The organism is Pseudomonas sp. MB-090624, from assembly GCF_003205245.1.
Taxonomy (GTDB): domain Bacteria; phylum Pseudomonadota; class Gammaproteobacteria; order Pseudomonadales; family Pseudomonadaceae; genus Aquipseudomonas; species Aquipseudomonas juntendi.
On sequence record NZ_QJRK01000072.1, the window covers coordinates 1 to 18,738 of the forward strand.

Sequence of the window (18,738 nt, forward strand, 5' to 3'; positions counted from 1 at the left end):
ACTCGGGCTGGTCTCGATACTGGATACGATCAACCGGCTTAGCCGCATAACTTGAACCGCCGTGTACGGAACCGTACGCACGGTGGTGTGAGAGGACGGCGGGTGTGAACCCGCCTCCTACTCGATTCAAGGCCCATAGGGCCGGCTGCACAGCCCCTGTGGCAGCGGGCATGCCGGCGATGGGCCGCAAGCAGCCCTGAATATCAGAAGCTGACCGAAGCTGACAGCCGGGCAGTGCGCGGCGCCCCCTGGAACAGGTAGTTGTCACCCAGGTAGTCGCCCACATCGCGCCAGTAACGCTTGTCGAACAGGTTGTCCACCGTCAGCCGCAATACCGTGTCATACCCCCCGACCCGTGTGCGATAGCGGCTGCCTACATCGAATACCGTGTACCCACCAACCGCCACATTCCCCGCCTGGCTCGCATACTTGCTGGCGCTGTAGCGTGCGCCGCCCAGCAACGCCAGGCCTGCGACCGGCAGGGTGTATTCGGCGTGCACGGCTGCGCGCAAGCGTGGCATGTTTATCGCCTGGTGCCCTTCATAGTCGGCCGTACCGCTGTCCTGCACCCGCGCTCGAATGGCTGCTGCGCTGGCTTGCACCTGCAGCCTGTGGGTCAGCCAGCCGCTGGCACCCAGTTCCAGGCCGATGTTCTTCTGCTGGCCTTGCTGCACGTAAGTGAAGCTGCCGGCGCCGTCGGGGCGCGCATACTGGTAGGCCTGGCGAATCTGGAACAGCGCGGCGCTGAGGCTCAGCGCCTGCCAGTCGTGCTTGAGGCCCAGCTCCAGCTGGTGTGACGTTGTCGGCGCGAGGATTTCGGCGGCGTTGCTGGCGAACCAGGGCGCCGTCCCGCCAGCGGACAACCCCTTGGCGTAGCTGGCATATACGGTGGTCTCCGGCTGCGGCTTGTAGATGAGCGCAGCATTGGGCAGCAGTTGGTATTGGCGGGTATGGCGCCCGGCAACGCCGGTCTCGTCCCAGGTCTGTTCGTCCAGGCGTACCTCACGGGCACCCAGCACGGTTTGCCAATGCTCGTTGAAACGGATGCTGTCGCTGACGAACAGGCCGTACTGGCGGCTGTCCAGGCGGCGCTGGCTGGCGCCAAGCGGCTGGTCGGACGGCTCGAAAGCCGGGGCCCCGGTGTCGATGTTGCCGGTACCCAGCCACGCGTTGTAATACGGGCGCTGGTCCAGCGTACGCCGCTGGGCGCTGCTGCCCACGGTCAGTTCGTGGCCCACCCCCAGGCCATCGAAGCGCCCGGTGAGCAGGGCTTGGGCCTCGTCGGTGCGGCGGGTGTCGTCTGGGCTGCGGTAGTCGTAGATGTCGTAATCGCCCGTGCTTCCGAAGTACGCGCCTTCACTCGAGCCCCAGGCAAACGCACTGTAGTCATCGATCACCACCTTGCTGCGCGAAGCGCTGAGGGTGCCGGTCCAGCTGTCGTTGAAGCGGTACTCGAAGCGCCCGCCCAGGTTCAGCGAGTCGGTCTGCACCGGCTTTGCCCAGTGCTGGTAGGCCAGCCGGTCATCCGGGTCGATGCCGTGCGGCACTGCGCTGCCGCCGAGCAACTGGTAACCGGGCACCGAGCGCTGTTCGCGGTGCTGGTATTCAGCGTCCAGCTGCAGGGTGGCGTCGGGGCTGATCTGCCAGTCGAAGGCCAGCGAGGCGAAGTTGCGCTGGCCATCAGCATGGTCGACGTACGAGCGCAGGTCTTCATGGGCCAGGTTGGCGCGCAGGCCGAACTGCTGTTCGCTGCCAAACCAACCGCCAAGATCGGTGGCCAGGTAGCGCTCGCCCTGTTCGTTGGTCGACAGCGTAAGGCTGCGCACCGCTTCAGCGCGCTTGGTCACGTAGTTGATCAAGCCGCCGGGGGCCGCTACGCCGCTCTGCAGCCCGGACAACCCCTTGAGCAGTTCCACCTGCTGCTTGTTCTCCAGGGCCACGCTCTGTTCGCCGGCGATGGTCTGGCCGTTGATGCGGTAGCTGCTGGCCGCGTTCAGCGCAAAGCCCCGCACATTGAAGTTTTCGTAGTAACCGATGGGGGCATAGCTTTCGCCAACCGACGCGTCGCTTTGCAGCACTTGGCTGAGCATGCGCACTTGGCGGTCTTCCAGCAGTGGCTGGCTGAACACACTGATCGAAGCTGGGGTGTCGAGCAGAGAGGCGGGCTGGAAGCCACCCACTGCAGCCTCGCTGGCCTGGTAGCCGTCGTTGGCGTAGGTATCGACGACCTGCACCGGGGCCAGCAGCACGCTGCCCTGGGCGAGCACGGCAGGGCACTGCAAGGCCAGGCCCAGGCCGAGCAGGCTCAGGGGCAGGCGGGGAGGACGCGGGGGCATGCGGGGGGCTCCTGAAGGCGCGACAGGCCGGCAAAAAGGCGGCATCTTACCAGCCGCCTTGACCCCAAGACGATCCACGCGTTGCGCCACGCTGTCAGGCAGGTGCGCCTGGCCGTTGTGCTGGCGCCAGTTGCCGTCGATTGTCGACCAGGTATCGCTGCCTGTAACAGGCGCCTAGGCCGCCCCGGCGGAGGTGCGAGCTTCGGTTTTACGCGCGGCAAGCAGCCATGCCAGCAATGCCAGGGCGCCGATGACCAACCCTGCCGCGACGATGCCCAGCCAGCCTTGGCGCTGGTACAGCTGCGTGCCTAACAAAGAGCCTAGCGCCCCGCCAATGAAGTAGCAGGTGATATACCCGGCGTTTAGCCGGGTACGCGCTTCGGGCCGCAGGGCGATCACGGCGTTCTGGTTGCTCACGTGGACCAGTTGCACCGCCAGGTCGAGCATCAGCACGCCTAGGAGCAAGGCCAGCAGTGACTGTTGGGCAAACCCCAGCGGCACCCACGACAGCAGCAGTACCACCAGGCCCACGGTGGTGCCCAATTGGCCCTTGCCCCGGTCGGCCAGGCGCCCGGCCCAGTTGGCCGACAGTGCACCGGCTGCACCCGCCAGGCCGAACAGGCCGATCACCGCATCTGAATAATGGTAAGGAGGGTTTGCCAGCAGAAATGCCAACGGTGTCCAGAACAGGGCGAACAAACTGAATGCCAGCAGGCCCAGCAGCGAGCGCAGGCGCAGTACCGGCTCTTCCAGGAACAGGCGGAACACCGAGCCGATCAGCGCCGGGTACTTCAGCCCGGCATGGCTGTGGTGTTGCGGCAGGCTGCGGTACAGCGCCACGGCGGTGATCGCCATCAGCACGGCGGCCAGCACATAGATGCTGCGCCAGCCGCCCAGTTCGGCCATGAAGCCGGCCGCGGTGCGCGCCAGCAGAATGCCCAGCAGCAGCCCGCTCATCAGTGTGCCGACCGCACGGCCGCGCTGCTGCGGCTCGCTCAGCGAGGCAGCCATGGGCACCAATATTTGTGCCACTACCGAGAACAGGCCGGTCAACGCCGTACCGAGGATCAGCCATGGCAGGCCAGGGGCACAGGCGCTGATGACTAGGCCGAGGGTGGCGATGACGGTCATCACGGTAATCAGCCGACGCTGCTCGAATAGGTCGCCTAGCGGTGCCAGCAGCAACAGGCCGGCGCCATAGCTGAGCTGCGCGGCAATCACGATGCTGCCGGCGCTGGCGGTGCTCAGGCCGAATTGCTGGGCAATGCTGTGCAACAGCGGCTGGGCATAGTAGTTGCTGGCCACGGCCAGGCCGGTGGCGGTGGCCATCAGCAGGATCAGGGTGCGGCTGAGAGTAGGGGCGGGCATGTGTTCTCGTAGCGGGCAGGAGCAAGAGGGGGATTATCGGCAAGCACAGGGCACGGCGCCAATGCATTTGCCGGGGCAGGGGCGGGTGGCGCTCGATCTACAGGGTGCCACCACACCAACGGCGCAATCAGGCGGCAAAGCCACCGTCCACCGTCAAGCTCGCCCCCGTGATATAGCCCGCCTCTGGCCCGGCCAGGTAGGCCACGAAGCTGGCAATCTCATCCGCTTCGCCATATCGCCCAATTGCCATCAGTGGGATCAGGCTTTCGGCGAATTCGCCGCTGGCCGGGTTCATGTCGGTGTCCACCGGCCCTGGTTGCACGTTGTTCACGGTAATGCCCTGCGGCCCCAGGTCGCGCGCCATGCCGCGGGTCAGGCCGACCAGCGCCGACTTGCTCATGGCATAAGGCGCGCCGCCGGCAAATGGCATGCGCTCGGCATTGGTGCTGCCAATGTTGATGATGCGCCCGCCCTGGCCCATGTACCGCGCCGCTGCCTGGCTGGCGACAAAGACACTGCGTACGTTCACCGCCAAGGTGCGGTCGAAATCGGCGAGGTCGAATTCGGTCAGCGGCGCGACCGTCAGTACCCCGGCATTGTTGACCAGGATATCCAGCCGGCCGAAGGCCTTCACGGTGTCATCCACGGCCAGCTGCACGGCGGCGGCATCGGCGCTGTCGGCGCGCAGGGCCAGGGCCTTGCCGCCGTTGTCGCCGATTTCCCGTGCCAGGTCTTCTGCCGGCCCGGCAGAGCTGACATAGGTGAAGGCCACTTGCGCACCCTCGCGGGCCAGGCGCCGCACGATAGCCGCGCCAATACCCCGGGAACCGCCCTGTACCAGGGCCACCTTGCCTTGGAGTGTAAGTTGCTTGGACATGCTGATCTCCTGCTGTAAGCCAGGCTGGAATGCCTTGGATAGGCGCAGTATCGGCGCTCGATTACCTGCTGATAAGATGGCAATCACTATAAGCAGAGTAAACCTTTGGTTGCCAATCATGGCCATGGAATCGTTCAACGCGTTGGAATGCTTCATCCGCAGTGCCGAGGTGGGCAGCTTTGCCGAAGCGGCCAGGCGCTTGCGCATTACGCCCGCTGCCGTGGGCAAACACGTTGCGCAGTTGGAGGCGCGCCTGGGGGTGCGGTTGTTCCAGCGTAGTACCCGCAAGCTGACCTTGACCGAAGCAGGGCAGCGTTTTCTTGGCGAGGTGAGCGACAGCTTTCACACCATCCAGTATGCGGTGGCCAACCTGGCCAGTGCCGAAGGGCAACCGGCCGGGCTGCTGCGGGTCAGCATGGGCACGGTGTTCGGGCGTTTGTACGTGCTGCCCTTGCTGGGCGAATTTCTGCGCCGCTACCCCGCCATTACCCGGACTGGCATTTCGATAACCGCCAGGTCGACCTGATCGGCCAGGGCTTCGACGCGGCCATTGGTGGTGGTTTTGAACTGCCGCCGGGGGTGGTGGCGCGCAAGTTGACCCCGGCGCACCGGGTGCTGGTGGCCGCGCCGTCGTACCTGCAGCGGCATGCGCAGATCGATGAGCCGCACGTGTTGAAGCGCCATGACGGCATTCTGATCCGCTCGCCGCAGACCGGGCGGGTACGCTCGTGGCCGTTGACCAGCCGCTGGCAGGTACAGCAGCCATTGCTGTTGCGCCAGGCCATGACCATGAGCGATTCGGACGCTGCCTGCGCGGTGGCCGAGCAGGGGCTGGGGATTGCGCTGGTGAGTTTGCCGTTCGCGGTGCCCTACCTGCAGGCCGGTCGGTTGCAGCGGGTGTTGCCGGATTGGTATGTGGACGATGGGCATATCAGCCTGTATTTCGCCGAGCACAAGCTGTTGCCGGGCAAGACCCGTGCGTTCGTCGATTTCATCGTCGAGCAGTTCGCCGAGCAGGGCCTGGCGGGGCGTTTCGATGCCCTGCACCGTTTGTAGGCGTGCGCGGCCTGTTCAGGCAACATCCACGACGAACAGTACCTGCGCCCCCAGGCTCACCTCATCATCCACCCGCTTACCCAGCAACACTTGCCCCAGCGGCGAGCGCGGAGTGATCACTGTCACCAGCCCGTCTGCTGCGGCAATCTTCAGGCCGGCAGCTTCAGGCCCCAGAAACACCCGGCGTTGTTCGCCAGTTTCATCCTCCAGGGTCACCAGGTTGCTCACCTGCACCCCGCGCGCCGGGTCGTAATCGCGCAGCAGCAGTTGCTGGTAAATCAGCAGCGCCTGGCGGATTTGCGCACTGCGTCGGGCTTGCCCGGTGGCCAGGTACGAGGCCTCCAGGCCCAGGGTGTCGTACTTATTCTCGGCGATGTTCTCTTCCGCCGTGGCGGCTTCATAGGCGGTTTGGGCCGCACGGGTCAGCACGTCCAGGTCATGTTCCAGGGTGGCGACGATCTGTGCCAGCAGGTGGGGCTTGCGCGTGGTCAATAACAGAACTCCAGCACGTTGGCCTGGCTTTTGTCGGTAGGTGCAGTGCGATTCTGTTGCAGCCAGAACTGGCACTTGGGGCTGTTCAGGTTGCGCGGGTTACCCTGCGCAGCCTCAGCGGCCTGTTGTTGTTCCTGTTGCTGCAGCATGTGCTTGTAGCGCTCGAACATTTCAGCTTGCGCGTCGGCCGGTTGCACCGGTGCCGGTGCCGGTGCCACGGCCGGGGCCGCGGCTTGTTGCTCGGGCGGGAGCGGCCACAGTTGCTGCGCCAGCCACAGGCTAAGGGCAATCGCCATTGCGCCAAGCCATAGGCCCAAAGCCACGCACAGTATCAACTGCAACGGCTTCAGGGTGATGGTCAGTTCACGGCGGCGGGGCATGGCGGCCTCCTTGGCAAAATGGGCGGGGTGCATTGTCGCATGCTGTCGGGCAGAATCCGCGTTTTTACGCAAGTTAAAGGGAACGGCGCATGAAAGCCACCTGGGACATCTTCTGCAGCGTGGTCGACAACTACGGCGATATTGGCGTGACCTGGCGCCTGGCCCGGCAGTTGGTGGCCGAGCATGGCCTGGCGGTGCGCCTGTGGGTGGATGATCTCAACGCCTTCACGCCCATGTGCCCCGGCGCCGACGCCAACGCGGCGCAGCAGTGGCAGCAGGGCGTGGACGTACGCCAGTGGCCGGCGGCCTGGTTGCCGGTAGCGCCTGCCGATGTGGTGATCGGTGCCTTCGCCTGCCAGTTGCCAGCGGCTTATGTCGAGGCCATGCGGATCTGCCCCCGGCCACCCCTGTGGTTGAACCTTGAATACCTCAGTGCCGAGGATTGGGTAGCGGGTTGCCATGGTCTGCCGTCGCCGCAGGCAAATGGCTTGCGCAAAGTGTTCTTCTTCCCCGGCTTCACCGAAAACACCGGTGGCCTGCTGCGCGAGGCTGAGCTGCTGGCCCGGCGCGACGCGTTGCAACAGTCGGCTGTTGCCCGGCAGGCGTTCCTGCAGGGGTTGGCTGTAAGCCCAGCGCCCGGGGCGCTGCTGATCAGCCTGTTCGCCTATGAAAACCCGCAACTGGGCAACTGGCTCGAGGCCTTGGCTACCGGTGACCAAGCCTGCCACCTGCTGGTGCCGCAAGGCCGCGTGGTCGCCGGCCTCAGCCACTGGCTTGGCGAAGCGCCGCTGCAGGCCGGGCAGGTGCGCACGCGTGGTGCGCTGACCGTGCAGGTGTTGCCGTTCGTCAGCCAGGATGATTTCGACCGGCTGCTGTGGTGCTGCGACTTCAATGCGGTGCGGGGCGAGGATTCGTTCGTGCGGGCGCAGTGGGCCGGGCAGCCCATGTTGTGGCACATCTACGTGCAGGACGAGAATGCACACTGGGAAAAGCTCGAAGCGTTTCTGGCGCTTTATCGACGCGGCTTGTCAACCGATGCCGGCGCCGCGTTGCTGGGCCTGTGGCGGGCCTGGAACATGGACCAGGACATGGGCCAGGCCTGGCAGGCAGCCCGCCGGCATTGGCCGGAACTGCAGCAGCACGCCCGGTGCTGGGCGGCGCAACAGGCCGCTCAGCCGGACCTTGCCACGGCGCTAGTACACTTTTATGGAAATTCGCTATGATATGCGGCCTCGATTTTTATAAATCCATCCAGATTCGGATACTTCGTAATGAAAACTGGTAAAGAACTGAAACCCGGTACCGTGCTGCGCATCGACAACGACCCGTGGCTGGTTCAAAAAGCTGAGTTCACCAAGTCGGGCCGTAACAGCGCGATCATGAAGACCAAGCTTAAGAACCTGCTGACCGGCTACAAGACCGAAACCGTATACGGTGCAGACGACAAGCTGGACGACGTGATCCTGGACCGCAAAGAAGCGACCCTGTCGTTCATCAGCGGTGATTCGTACACCTTCATGGACACCAGCGACTACACCATGTACGAGCTGAACGAAGAAGACATCGAAGCTGTTCTGCCTTACATCGAAGAAGGCATGGAAGACGTCTGCGAAGCCGTGTTCTTCGAAGGCCGCCTGGTATCGGTTGAACTGCCGACCACCATCAGCCGTCAGGTTGTCTACACCGAGAACGCTGCGCGCGGCGACACCTCGGGCAAGGTCATGAAACCTGCCAAGCTGAAGAACGGTACCGAGATCCAGGTTGCCGACTTCATCCAGATCGACGAGTGGATCGACATCGACACCCGCGACAACAGCTTCAAGGGCCGTTCCAAGAAGTAATGCTTCTTGCGTAAGGCAAAAACCCGGCTTCGGCCGGGTTTTTTATGTCTGCCAATTGTGCATCACTGCACCTGCAGGGCAGGTTTAGACTGCTACGTGCAGTCGTACATCCACATTACCGCGGGTGGCGTTGGAGTACGGGCACACCTTGTGCGCCTTTTCCACCAGCGCTTCGGCGTCGGCCTGGGCCAGGCCAGACAGGCTGATGTGCAGATCGATGTCCAGGCCGAAACCGCCCGGAATCTGGCCAATCCCCACCTTGGCGGTGATCGAAGCATCGGCCGGCAAGGCTTTTTTCTCTTGCCCTGCCACGAACTTCAAGGCGCCGATGAAGCACGCCGAGTAGCCGGCGGCAAACATCTGCTCAGGGTTGGTGCCGTCACCGCCAGCCCCACCCAGCTCTTTCGGGGTGCTCAGCTTGACGTCCAGCTTGCCGTCGCTGGAACGGGATTTACCATCGCGCCCACCGGTGGAGGTAGCTTCTGCGATGTACAGCGGAGTGACCTTTTGCATCTTGAGCCTCGCTAATGCGCTGTGCGCTCCCGTTGGCGGGAGGACGCGGGTTGGTGTGGAATTTAAATTAGCGCGCAATTAGTTAGCGCGCAAGATAAATATTCACCGTTCAGCCGAACGGCCATTGCCCAGCATAGTCGCTAAAGGTTCTTCTGCAGGTTCTCGCGCAGGTCCAGCAACTCGGCCTGCAACTGCTGCAACTGCTCAAGGCTGCGACCGCTGGCCTTGAGGATGCACTGCGGCACTTCCTTTGCCCGCTGCTGCAGGGCGCGGCCTTTGTCGGTGAGTTGCACCAGCACCACCCGTTCGTCCTCGCGGCTGCGGTTGCGCTGTAACAGGCCTTCGCTTTCCAGGCGCTTGAGCAGCGGGGTCAGCGAGCCCGGGTCGGTCAGCAGGTGCTGGCTGATTTCACCCACGGTCAGGCCGTCATGCTCCCACAGCACGAGCATCGCCAGGTATTGCGGGTAGGTCAGGCCCAGGGCCTGCAGCAGCGGTTTGTAGACCTTGGTCATCAGCAACGAGGTGGAATGCAGGGCGAAACAGACCTGGTTGTCCAGCAGCAGCTCGTCACAGGAAGCTTGGGTGTCGGCGTTCATGCACGTCCTTGAAGGTAATCAATGGGAAATCCTGGCACGTTGAGCGTCACTGCACGCATCACTCGCGCAGTCCGCTGCGCAGGGCCAGGTCCCAGGGTGGAATCGGACTGAAGCGGCTCTTGAGAAATTCGAGCAGCAAACGGCTGCGAGAGTTCGTTTCATGTTCCAGGCGTAGCGCGTAAATGCCGCTGCTTTCAGCCTGGGGCAGGCCTGCGTCACAAAACAGTGGCACCAGTTCGCCGCGCAGCAGGTACTCGCTGATCAGCCAGGTGGGCAAATGGGCGATGCCCAGGCCCGCCAGCGCACCGAACAACAGGGTTTCGGCGTTGTTGGCGGCCATGCGCATGCGGGCCGGGCGGTACAGGCGGGTTTGCCCGGCGACCTCGAAACGCCACGCGTACGGGGGTGCCAGGCCGTCCCAGTCCAGGCCGTCATGGCCGGGCAGTTCGCTGGGGCAGCTGGGCATGCCGCGGCTGGCCAGGTAGGTGGGGCTGGCGCAGGCAATGCGCACCATGTAGGCCAGTGGCGTGGCGACCAGGCGGGTATCGGCCAACGGGCCGGCACGCAACACCAGGTCCACTTCGCCCAGGTGGCTGCCCTGCAGGTCGACAAAGCTGTCGATCAGGCGCAGCTGCACGTCCAGGCCCGCGTAGGCCAGCAGGAAGTCGGCAATGGCCGGGGCCAGGTGGCGGCGGCCGAACGCGGCGGGGGCGTCGATGCGGATCAGCCCTTCCGGTGCATTGCTCAGCGACACTGCCTCGGCACGGGCCAGGCGCAGTTCCTCGATGATGCGCTTGGCCCGCTCGGCAAAGGCGTGGCCCGCCGGGGTGGCGCGCACGGCATGGGTGCTGCGGGTAAACAGGCGGCTGCCCACGGCGGCTTCGAGGGCGTCAATGCGCCGCGCCACCGCAGACGGGGTCAGCGGGTAGCGGCGGGCGGCGGCAGAAAAACTGCCGCTTTGCAGCACGTCCAGGAACAGGCTTAGCTGCTCGGTGAGAGTATCGGGGCTCATGGTTGCCTTGCTTTTGCACAATACGCACAGCCATTGTGCGCTGCTGTGCGTTTCCCCGCCAGCGCACACTGGTTAGCATGCCGCTATCAACTTTGCTGGCGAACGAGGCCCTGATGATCGAGTGGTTGCTGTATATCGTGCTGGGCGCTGCCCTGGGCACCATGGGGGGCCTGTTCGGCATAGGCGGTGGGCTGATCGCGATCCCGGCGCTGGGCGTGCTGTTCGGCCTGGACCAGCAACTGGCGCAAGGCACTGCGCTGGTCATGGTGGTGCCGAATGTGTTGCTGGCGTTGTGGCGTTATCACCAGCGCAACCGCATCGAGTTGCGCCACGCCGTGCCGCTGTCGTTGTGCAGTTTCGTGTTTGCCTGGCTGGGTTCGATCTGGGCCGTGGGGCTGGATGCGCATTCCATGCGCTTGGGCTTTGTCGGCTTTTTGGTGGCGCTGGCGGTGTGGAACGTGGCGCGGATGTTCATGAAAGTGGCGCCAGCCAGTGCCGAACTGCGTTATGCCTGGCCTTGGCTGGGGGTGCTGGGCAGCTTTGCCGGTACCATGGGCGGGCTGTTCGGGGTAGGTGGCGCCGTGGTAGCCACACCGATCCTGACCAGTGTGTTCGGCACTACCCAGGTGGTGGCCCAAGGGCTGTCGCTGGCATTGGCGGCGCCGAGCACCCTGGTGACCCTGGTGACCTATGGCGTGCATCACAGTGTTGACTGGGGGGTAGGGTTGCCGTTGGCGGTGGGCGGCCTGCTCAGTATCAGCTGGGGGGTGAAGCTGGCCCATGCGCTGCCAGAGAAGGTGCTACGGGCGATGTTCTGCGTGTTCCTGGTGGTGTGTGCGGTGATGCTCGGGTTCGAGCTTTGAGCGTTTGACCGCGCCGGTGGGGCGAGCGCCGCGCAGGCGGCGCTTCGCGGCACCAGGCCGAGGGGGTATGGCGCCGAGGGTCAGCGCCGTACTTGCTTCAGTGTTTCGGCAATCAGGAACGCCAGCTCCAGCGACTGGTCGGCATTCATCCGTGGGTCGCAGTGGGTGTGGTAGCGGTCTGACAGGGCATCTTCGGTGATCGGCCGTGCGCCACCGATGCACTCGGTCACGTTCTGCCCGGTCATCTCGATATGAATGCCGCCGGCATGACTGCCTTCGGCCTGGTGCACCTGGAAGAACTGCTTCACCTCGTCGAGGATCTGCGCAAAATCCCGGGTCTTGTAGCCACTGCTGGCCTTGATGGTATTGCCGTGCATGGGGTCGGAGCTCCACAGCACCTTGCGCCCCTCGCGCTCTACGCAGCGGATCAGCCCTGGCAGGTGGTCGCCGACCTTGCCCGCGCCCATGCGTACGATCAGGTTCAGGCGCCCTGGGTCGTTGGCCGGGTTGAGGGTGTCGATCAGGCGGAGCAGTTCCTCGGGGTTCATGCTGGGGCCGACCTTGACCCCGATCGGGTTGTGCACCCCACGCAGGAACTCGACATGGGCGCCGTCCAGCTGGCGAGTGCGGTCGCCGATCCACAGCATGTGCGCCGAGCAGTCGTAGTAGTCGCCGGTCAGGCTGTCCTGGCGCACGAAGGCCTCTTCATAGTTCAGCAGCAGCGCTTCGTGGGCGGTGAAGAAGCTGGTTTCACGCAACTGCGGCGCGCTGTCCAGGCCACAGGCACGCATGAACGCCAGGGTTTCGTCGATGCGGTTGGCCAACTGGTGGTACTTGTCGGCCAGCGCCGAGTTGGCGATGAAGTCCAGGTTCCACTTGTGCACCTGGTGCAGGTCGGCAAAACCGCCCTGGGCGAAGGCCCGCAGCAGGTTGAGGCTGGCGGTGGCCTGGTGGTATGCCTGCAGCAGGCGCTCCGGGTCGGGGATGCGGCTCTTGGCGTCGAAGCCGATGCCGTTGACGATGTCGCCCCGGTAAGCGGGCAGGGTGACGGTGCCTATGGTTTCATCGCCCGCCGAGCGTGGCTTGGCGAACTGCCCGGCCATGCGCCCGACCTTGACCACCGGGCAGCCCGCGGCAAACGTCATGACGATGGCCATTTGCAGCAGCACCTTGAAGGTGTCGCGGATTTTTGCCGCTGAAAACTCGGCGAAGCTCTCGGCGCAGTCGCCGCCTTGCAGCAGGAACGCGCGGCCTTCGGTCACTTCGGCAAACTGCCGGCGCAGTTCGCGCGCTTCCCCGGCGAACACCAGCGGCGGGTAGCTGGCCAGGGTTTGCTCGACCTTCAGCAGGTGCGCGGCATCGGGATAGGTCGGTTGCTGCTGGATCGGCAGGGCGCGCCAGCTGTCGGGGCTCCACGGTTGGTTCATGTCAGGCTCGGTCTGGTCGGTTGTCGGCTGGCGGCCATGGTAACAGTTGGCGCTGCGCTTGTTGCATCGGGGGTGTTGGCGGACAATGCGCGTTTTTGTGCGGGCGGGTGCAGGCATGGCGACGGAACGGCAAGAGCGGCTACTGGCGCGGGTGGAAGATGCCTTTGGCGTCATCAGCGTGTACGAAGTGGACGACTACCGCTTTCTGGAATTCGGCGATGCCATCGAGCAAAGCTGCGTGTTCACTGCCGACCCCAGCTGGTTGGAGTACGACTACACCCGCGCCATGCTGGTCGGCGCGTTGTGCCATGAACAGCCGGAAAGCGCGCTGTTCCTGGGCCTTGGCGCGGGCACGCTGACCCAGGCCTGCATGAAGTTCCTGCCGCTGGACGATATCGAAGCCATCGAGCTGCGCCCGGACGTCCCGCGCCTGGCCATGCAGTACCTGGGCCTGGACGACGACCCGCGGCTGTACGTGCGCATTGGCGATGCGCTGGAGCTGCTGCCCAGCGCAGAAAAGGCCGACCTGTTGTTCGTTGACCTGTACACCGACCATGGGCCGGGGGTAGGGCACCTGGCGTGGAACTTCCTGGCGAGCTGCCAGCAGCAACTCAACCCGGGCGGCTGGCTGGTGATCAACCAGTGGGCCACCGATGATGGCAAGCCGCTGGGGGCAGCGTTGCTGCGCGGCTTGTACCACCGCCATTACTGGGAACTGCCGGTGAAGGAGGGCAATGTGATTCTGCTGGTGCCAGCGGATCTGGAGCAGACCCTGGACATGGAAGGCTTGCGGGCCCGGGCGCAGGCGCTGGCGCCACGGTTGGGCTACAGCCTCGAGGGTTTGATCCGGGAGATTCGGCCGGCTACCTGAATGGCAGGTGCGGCCTGTGCAAAAGTGATGGCCGTCGCGATCCCCGTGGGAGCGGCCTTGTGTCGCGAAAGGGGCGCGCAGCGGCCCCGGCAATATCCGCTGCGAAGCTGAAAATGTGGGGTCGCTGCGCGCCCCTTTCGCGACACAAGGCCGCTCCTACGGGGATCGTGGCAGCGTCAGGGATTATCGTTTCAGCCCCTGAAAATATTCCTCACCTAACCGTACATTTCAGGTATAGTACGCGCCGGTCTTTTAGCGGACCTCAAAATCAGGTGGTGCAAATCCTCCGAGTCCAGCTTCGGCTGCACGTCCGCTAGGCGGACCTTCCCAAGTTTTCTTTTTCAATCGTTTTCGCAAATCCCCGCCGCCAAAGCTGCCTGGGTGACCTGACGGTCTTTCAAGGCATGTGCAGCTTTGGAGCATGGGTCTTTGCGGATGCACCTAGAGGCAGACCCATGACCCAGGAAACCGGCGGCTTCGCCGCTCTCGATCTCAACCCGAATATCGTTGCTGCCGTAGTGGCTACCGGCTATGAAGAGCCGTCCGCCATTCAGCAGCAATCTATCCCGATCATCCTCGCCGGTCATGACATGATCGGCCAGGCGCAGACTGGCACCGGCAAGACCGCTGCCTTCGCCCTGCCGATCCTCAACAAGATCGATGTGAGCAAGCGCGAACCGCAAGCCCTGATCCTGGCGCCAACCCGTGAGTTGGCGCTGCAAGTTGCTACCGCTTTCGAAACCTACGCCAAGCAGATGCCAGGCGTGAACGTGGTTGCTGTGTACGGTGGTGCCCCAATGGGCCCACAGCTGCGCGCCATCCGCAACGGCGCGCAAATCGTCGTCGCCACCCCGGGCCGTCTGTGCGACCACCTGCGTCGCGACGAAAAAGTCCTGTCGACCGTGCAGTACCTGGTACTGGACGAAGCCGACGAGATGCTCAAGCTGGGCTTCATGGACGACCTCGAAGTGATCTTCGACGCCATCCCTGCTACCCGCCAGACCGTGCTGTTCTCCGCCACCCTGCCGTCGTCGATCCGTTCGATCGCCGAGCGCCACCTGCGCGAACCCAAGCACGTCAAGATCCAGAGCAAGACCCAGACCGTTACCGCGATCGATCAGGCCCACCTGATGGTCCACGCCGACCAGAAGATCCCGGCTGTACTGCGTCTGCTGGAAGTGGAAGAGTTCGACGCGCTGATCGCCTTCGTGCGCACCAAGCAAGCCACCCTGGACCTGGCCGCCGCGCTGGAAGCCAAGGGCTACAAGGCTGCTGCGCTGAACGGCGACATCGCCCAGAACCAGCGTGAGCGCGTGATCGACTCGCTCAAGGATGGCCGCCTGGACATCGTTGTCGCCACCGACGTGGCGGCCCGTGGCCTGGACGTACCGCGCATCACTCACGTATTCAACGTTGACATGCCGTACGACCCGGAGTCCTACGTGCACCGTATCGGCCGTACCGGCCGTGCCGGTCGCGAAGGCCGTGCGCTGCTGCTGGTCACGCCACGTGAGCGCCGCATGCTGCAGGTGATCGAGCGTGTAACCGGGCAGAAGGTTGCCGAAGCGCGCCTGCCGAACGCCCAAGCGGTGCTCGATGCGCGCATCAAGAAGCTGACCAACAGCCTGGCGCCACTGGTTGCCGAGGCTGAAGCCACCCATGGTGACCTGTTCGACCGCCTGACCAACGACCTGGGTTGCAGCGCCCGTGCCCTGGCCTCGGCCCTGCTGCGCAAGGCCACCAACGGCCAGGCGCTGGACCTGGCGGCGGTAGAGCGTGAGCAGCCGCTGGTGCCGAGCTTCGCCCCGCGTGGTGAGCGTACCGAGCGTGGTGAGCGCAGCGAGCGCCCTGACCGCGGCGACCGCGAGCGTCGCGCGCCGCTGCCGTTGGCCGAAGGCCGCGTGCGTTGCCGTACCGCGCTGGGTGCCCGTGACGGCATCGCCGCTAAAAACCTGCTGGGCGCGATCCTCAACGAGGGTGGCCTGGCGCGTGACGCGATCGGTCGTATCCAGGTGCGCGACAGCTTCAGCCTGGTCGAGCTGCCGGAAGATGGCCTCGAGAAGCTGCTGTCCAAGCTCAAGGACACCCGCGTGGCCGGCAAGCAGCTGAAGCTGCGCCGCTACCGCGAGGATTGATCCTGGCGCAATGAAAAATCCCCGGCCTTGGCTGGGGATTTTTTTGCCTGTGCCATGGTGGGGTTGCGCGGCAGCCCCCGGCAATCGTCAGTCGAACCGGTAGATGTCCATCCCCAGCGCCCCCAAGGTAAAGCCTTGGTGCACAACGCCAAACTGCCCCCCCGCACCAAGGGCAAAAAACAGCGGCAACAAATGCTCATCGCTCGGGTGGTTGCGCACTGCAAACGGCGCCTGTTGCCGATAAGCCAGCAACCCCTCCCGGTCATCAGCCCGCAGTTTTTCCACTACCCAATCTCGAAACGCCAACGCCCACGGCTCGATCACGTCGGGCCCGGCATGCCAGTCCAGCTCGCCAAGGTTATGGGTAATGCTGCCCGAACCCACCAGCAGCACGCCCTCCTGGCGTAGCCCCGCCAGGGCCTGGCCAACCTTCACTTGCAGCGCCGGGCCCATCTGGGTGGGCAGCGAAACCTGCACCACCGGGATGCTCGCATCGGGATACATCAACGACAACGGCACCCAGGCGCCATGGTCGAACGGCCGCTGCGGGTCGAGGCGCGCGGCCAGCCCGGCGCCCTGCAACAGCTCGCCGACCCGGCCGGCGAGGGCAGGGTCACCGGGCGCAGGGTACTGCACCGCATACAAGGCCGGTGGGAAGCCGTAGAAGTCATGCCAGGTTTCTGGGTGTGCGCCACCGGTGATCAGCAGCTCGCGGCTTTCCCAGTGCGCCGACACCACCACAATGGCTTGCGGCCGCGGCAGTGCGTTGGCGAGCCCTGCCAGTGCCGGGCCGCTGGCGCCGGGTTGCAGGGCAAGCATGGGGGAGCCGTGGGAAATGAACAGGCTGGGCAGCATGGCGGAGTCCTGAAGGTTAAGATGCACTCATCTTCGATCAACTAAAGATCGAAATCCAAACCAACTTTTACTGGCGAACCATCTAAAAATCGGGAGTGTTCATGGAACCAGCGTTCTGGCAGCAACGGTGGGCCGACAACCAGATCGGCTTCCACCAGGCGCAGGTGAACCCGTATCTGCAGCGGTACTGGCCAACATTGCAACAGGTGCCCGGCAGCCGCGTGCTGGTGCCACTGTGCGGCAAAAGCCTCGATCTGGCCTGGTTGGCCGGGCAGGGGCACCGGGTATTGGGCGTGGAGCTTTCGCGGCGGGCCGTGGAGAGTTTCTTCCGCGAGCATGGGCTTGAGGCCGAGGTGCGGCAGCGTGGCGACTTTGAAGTATGGCGCAGTGGCGACGTGGAGCTGTGGTGTGGGGACTTCTTTGCCCTGCAGGCAGAAGATGTCGGCGACTGCGCGGGCCTGTACGACCGCGCGGCGCTGATTGCCCTGCCGCCGCCCATGCGTGCGCGCTACGCGCAGGCTCTGTCGGCGTTGTTGCCAGCCGGGTGCCTTGGCTTGGTGGTGACGTTGGATTACGACCAGTCGCTGCTGGCCGGGCCGCCGTTTTCGGTGGCGGATCAGGAGCTGAGGCAGGGCTTTGCGGGCTGGCAGGTGGATGAACTGGAGCAGGCGCAGGTGCTCGGGGAAAGTCCGAAGTTTCTGCAGGCCGGGGCATCCAGTGTGTTGGAGCGGGTGTACCGGGTCTGCCGGCTCTAGCGCGGGTAAGCCTGCACAGGCAGGCACAAAAAAGGGCGACCGAAGTCGCCCTTGCTTGCCTGTTGGATCAACCGCGACGGCGCAGGGCCTCGATACGGTCTTCCAGCGGCGGGTGGCTCATCAGCAAGCCTGCCAGGCCGTGCTTGAGGCCGCCGTTGATGCCGAAGGCCTTGAGCGTGTCCGGCATGTGCACCGGCAGGCCTTGTTCCACCCGCAGGCGCTGCAGGGCGCCGATCATCGCCGAAGTGCCGGCCAGTTGTGCACCGGCTTCGTCGGCGCGGTATTCGCGGCGGCGCGAGAACCACATGACGATCATGCTGGCCAGGATGCCCAATACCAGCTCGGCAACGATGGTTGCCACGTAGTAGGCGATGCCCTGGCCTTCTTCGTTCTTGAAGATGACCTTGTCGACGAAATTACCGATGATCCGGGCGAAGAACATCACGAAGGTGTTCACCACGCCCTGAACCAGCGCCAGGGTAACCATGTCGCCGTTGGCCACGTGGCCGATTTCGTGGGCCAGTACCGCACGCACTTCGTCGGGCGAGAAACGCTCCAGCAAGCCCTGGGACACCGCTACCAGTGCGTCGTTACGGTTCCAGCCGGTGGCGAAGGCGTTTGCCTCGTAGGCCGGGAAAATGCCCACTTCAGGCATTTTGATGCCCGCTTCCCGGGACAGCTCCTCGACCGTTTGCAACAGCCACTGCTCGTGGCGGGTGCGCGGCTGGGTGATGATCTGGGTGCCGGTGGTCATCTTCGCCATCCACTTGGAGATGAACAGCGAGACGAGGGAGCCGGCGAAGCCGAACACGGCGCAGAACACCAGCAGGCTGCTGAGGTTCAAGTCGACCCCGTTGGCGGCCATGAACCCGTTGAAACCGAACAGGCTCAGGGTAATGCTTGCAACCAGCACCACCGCGAGGTTGGTGGCTACAAACAACAGAATGCGCATCATGGTTGTTACGTTCTCCTGACGGATGAATTGTCGCTTACTGCGGGGTATATAAGGGGCCTGGGGTGCCGTTTCAATCGGGGGACTATTTCAAACTGTGTACGGCGGAGTATGGCAGAGGATGACGCGTGGGCAGTGGGATAGAGCGTTGCAGGATGTAAGAAACAGGTGGCGCAGATAACCGGGCTGCTTTGCAGCCCATCGCCGGCAAGCCAGCTCCCACAGGGACCTCACAAAATTCAGGCCTGTGATAACCCTGTGGCTGGCTCCCATAAGCACTCCCCAATCCTCAGGCCTGTGGTGATCCTGTGGGAGATTCTATGGTTCCTGGCAAGGGTAGCCGGAGCATCTTCAGCGCCTGTGAGATCGAGCGCCGCCCGCGCGGCGCAATCGCGAGCTGCGCTCGCTC

16 protein-coding genes and 2 pseudogenes are annotated in these 18,738 nt (G+C 64.3%); 7 read left to right on the forward strand and 11 right to left on the reverse strand.

The window, feature by feature from the left end:
- Positions 1 to 203: 203 nt before the first annotated feature.
- The 3 genes from DMX12_RS27275 to DMX12_RS27285 all read right to left on the reverse strand — a co-directional run bounded on the left by DMX12_RS27275 (position 204) and on the right by DMX12_RS27285 (position 4,581).
- Positions 204 to 2,336 (reverse strand): TonB-dependent siderophore receptor, encoded by a 2,133-nt coding sequence (locus DMX12_RS27275; protein ID WP_110679948.1) that lies wholly within the window; start codon positions 2,334 to 2,336, stop codon positions 204 to 206.
- 174 nt (positions 2,337 to 2,510) lie between these two features.
- Positions 2,511 to 3,704 (reverse strand): MFS transporter, encoded by a 1,194-nt coding sequence (locus tag DMX12_RS27280; protein WP_110679949.1) that lies wholly within the window; start codon positions 3,702 to 3,704, stop codon positions 2,511 to 2,513.
- 127 nt (positions 3,705 to 3,831) lie between these two features.
- On the reverse strand, positions 3,832 to 4,581 hold the full coding sequence (locus DMX12_RS27285) for a 3-oxoacyl-ACP reductase family protein (RefSeq protein ID WP_110679950.1): 750 nt from the start codon (positions 4,579 to 4,581) through the stop codon (positions 3,832 to 3,834).
- A gap of 118 nt (positions 4,582 to 4,699) precedes the next feature.
- Between DMX12_RS27285 and DMX12_RS27290 the strand changes: the two are divergent.
- A pseudogene (locus DMX12_RS27290) lies at positions 4,700 to 5,637 on the forward strand (LysR family transcriptional regulator).
- Between the two features lie 15 nt (positions 5,638 to 5,652).
- Here the strand turns inward: DMX12_RS27290 and DMX12_RS27295 are convergent.
- Together DMX12_RS27295 and DMX12_RS27300 are read right to left on the reverse strand one after the other, a co-directional pair.
- Complete coding sequence (locus DMX12_RS27295; protein WP_029885632.1) at positions 5,653 to 6,129, reverse strand: GreA/GreB family elongation factor; 477 nt, start codon at positions 6,127 to 6,129, stop codon at positions 5,653 to 5,655.
- Positions 6,126 to 6,509: a hypothetical protein gene (locus tag DMX12_RS27300; RefSeq protein ID WP_110679951.1), complete on the reverse strand. Its 384-nt coding sequence runs from the start codon at positions 6,507 to 6,509 to the stop codon at positions 6,126 to 6,128. Before DMX12_RS27300 ends, DMX12_RS27295 begins: the two co-directional genes overlap by 4 nt.
- Positions 6,510 to 6,598: 89 nt before the next feature.
- Between DMX12_RS27300 and earP the strand changes: the two genes are divergently transcribed.
- Together earP and efp are read left to right on the forward strand one after the other, a co-directional pair.
- Positions 6,599 to 7,732, forward strand: coding sequence for an elongation factor P maturation arginine rhamnosyltransferase EarP (earP, locus tag DMX12_RS27305; protein ID WP_110679952.1), 1,134 nt, complete (start codon positions 6,599 to 6,601; stop codon positions 7,730 to 7,732).
- Between the two features lie 48 nt (positions 7,733 to 7,780).
- Positions 7,781 to 8,350, forward strand: a complete 570-nt coding sequence (gene efp / locus DMX12_RS27310) for an elongation factor P (protein ID WP_054905497.1) — start codon at positions 7,781 to 7,783, stop codon at positions 8,348 to 8,350.
- A gap of 84 nt (positions 8,351 to 8,434) precedes the next feature.
- Here efp and DMX12_RS27315 read toward each other — a convergent pair whose 3' ends face one another.
- The 3 genes from DMX12_RS27315 to DMX12_RS27325 all read right to left on the reverse strand — a co-directional run bounded on the left by DMX12_RS27315 (position 8,435) and on the right by DMX12_RS27325 (position 10,471).
- On the reverse strand, positions 8,435 to 8,863 hold the full coding sequence (locus tag DMX12_RS27315; protein WP_110679953.1) for an organic hydroperoxide resistance protein: 429 nt from the start codon (positions 8,861 to 8,863) through the stop codon (positions 8,435 to 8,437).
- A 140-nt stretch (positions 8,864 to 9,003) separates the two neighbouring features.
- Entirely contained in the window at positions 9,004 to 9,459 is a 456-nt protein-coding gene (locus tag DMX12_RS27320) for a MarR family winged helix-turn-helix transcriptional regulator (RefSeq protein ID WP_009685225.1), read from the reverse strand.
- Between the two features lie 58 nt (positions 9,460 to 9,517).
- A complete protein-coding gene (locus DMX12_RS27325) occupies positions 9,518 to 10,471 on the reverse strand; it encodes a LysR family transcriptional regulator (RefSeq protein ID WP_110679954.1) in 954 nt (317 codons plus the stop codon).
- Positions 10,472 to 10,584: 113 nt separating this feature from the next.
- Here DMX12_RS27325 and DMX12_RS27330 point away from each other — a divergent pair, with 113 nt between their 5' ends.
- Positions 10,585 to 11,334 (forward strand): sulfite exporter TauE/SafE family protein, encoded by a 750-nt coding sequence (locus tag DMX12_RS27330; RefSeq protein ID WP_029885627.1) that lies wholly within the window; start codon positions 10,585 to 10,587, stop codon positions 11,332 to 11,334.
- An 80-nt stretch (positions 11,335 to 11,414) separates the two neighbouring features.
- Here the strand turns inward: DMX12_RS27330 and DMX12_RS27335 are convergent, their stop codons facing one another.
- Complete coding sequence (locus DMX12_RS27335) at positions 11,415 to 12,761, reverse strand: class II 3-deoxy-7-phosphoheptulonate synthase (RefSeq protein WP_009685228.1); 1,347 nt, start codon at positions 12,759 to 12,761, stop codon at positions 11,415 to 11,417.
- Between the two features lie 115 nt (positions 12,762 to 12,876).
- On the opposite strand from DMX12_RS27335, the gene DMX12_RS27340 reads away from it, so the two are divergent.
- Positions 12,877 to 13,632 (forward strand): spermidine synthase, encoded by a 756-nt coding sequence (locus tag DMX12_RS27340; protein WP_029885626.1) that lies wholly within the window; start codon positions 12,877 to 12,879, stop codon positions 13,630 to 13,632.
- A 421-nt stretch (positions 13,633 to 14,053) separates the two neighbouring features.
- A pseudogene (locus DMX12_RS27350) lies at positions 14,054 to 15,767 on the forward strand (DEAD/DEAH box helicase).
- Positions 15,768 to 15,854: 87 nt separating this feature from the next.
- On the opposite strand, the gene DMX12_RS27355 reads toward DMX12_RS27350, so the two are convergent.
- A complete protein-coding gene (locus DMX12_RS27355; RefSeq protein ID WP_054905502.1) occupies positions 15,855 to 16,622 on the reverse strand; it encodes a class III extradiol ring-cleavage dioxygenase in 768 nt (255 codons plus the stop codon).
- A gap of 101 nt (positions 16,623 to 16,723) precedes the next feature.
- Between DMX12_RS27355 and DMX12_RS27360 the strand changes: the two genes are divergently transcribed.
- Complete coding sequence (locus tag DMX12_RS27360) at positions 16,724 to 17,377, forward strand: thiopurine S-methyltransferase (RefSeq protein WP_110679956.1); 654 nt, start codon at positions 16,724 to 16,726, stop codon at positions 17,375 to 17,377.
- A gap of 67 nt (positions 17,378 to 17,444) precedes the next feature.
- On the opposite strand, the gene htpX is transcribed toward DMX12_RS27360, so the two are convergent.
- A complete protein-coding gene (gene htpX / locus DMX12_RS27365; RefSeq protein ID WP_047150248.1) occupies positions 17,445 to 18,332 on the reverse strand; it encodes a protease HtpX in 888 nt (295 codons plus the stop codon).
- Between the last annotated feature and the right edge of the window lie 406 nt (positions 18,333 to 18,738).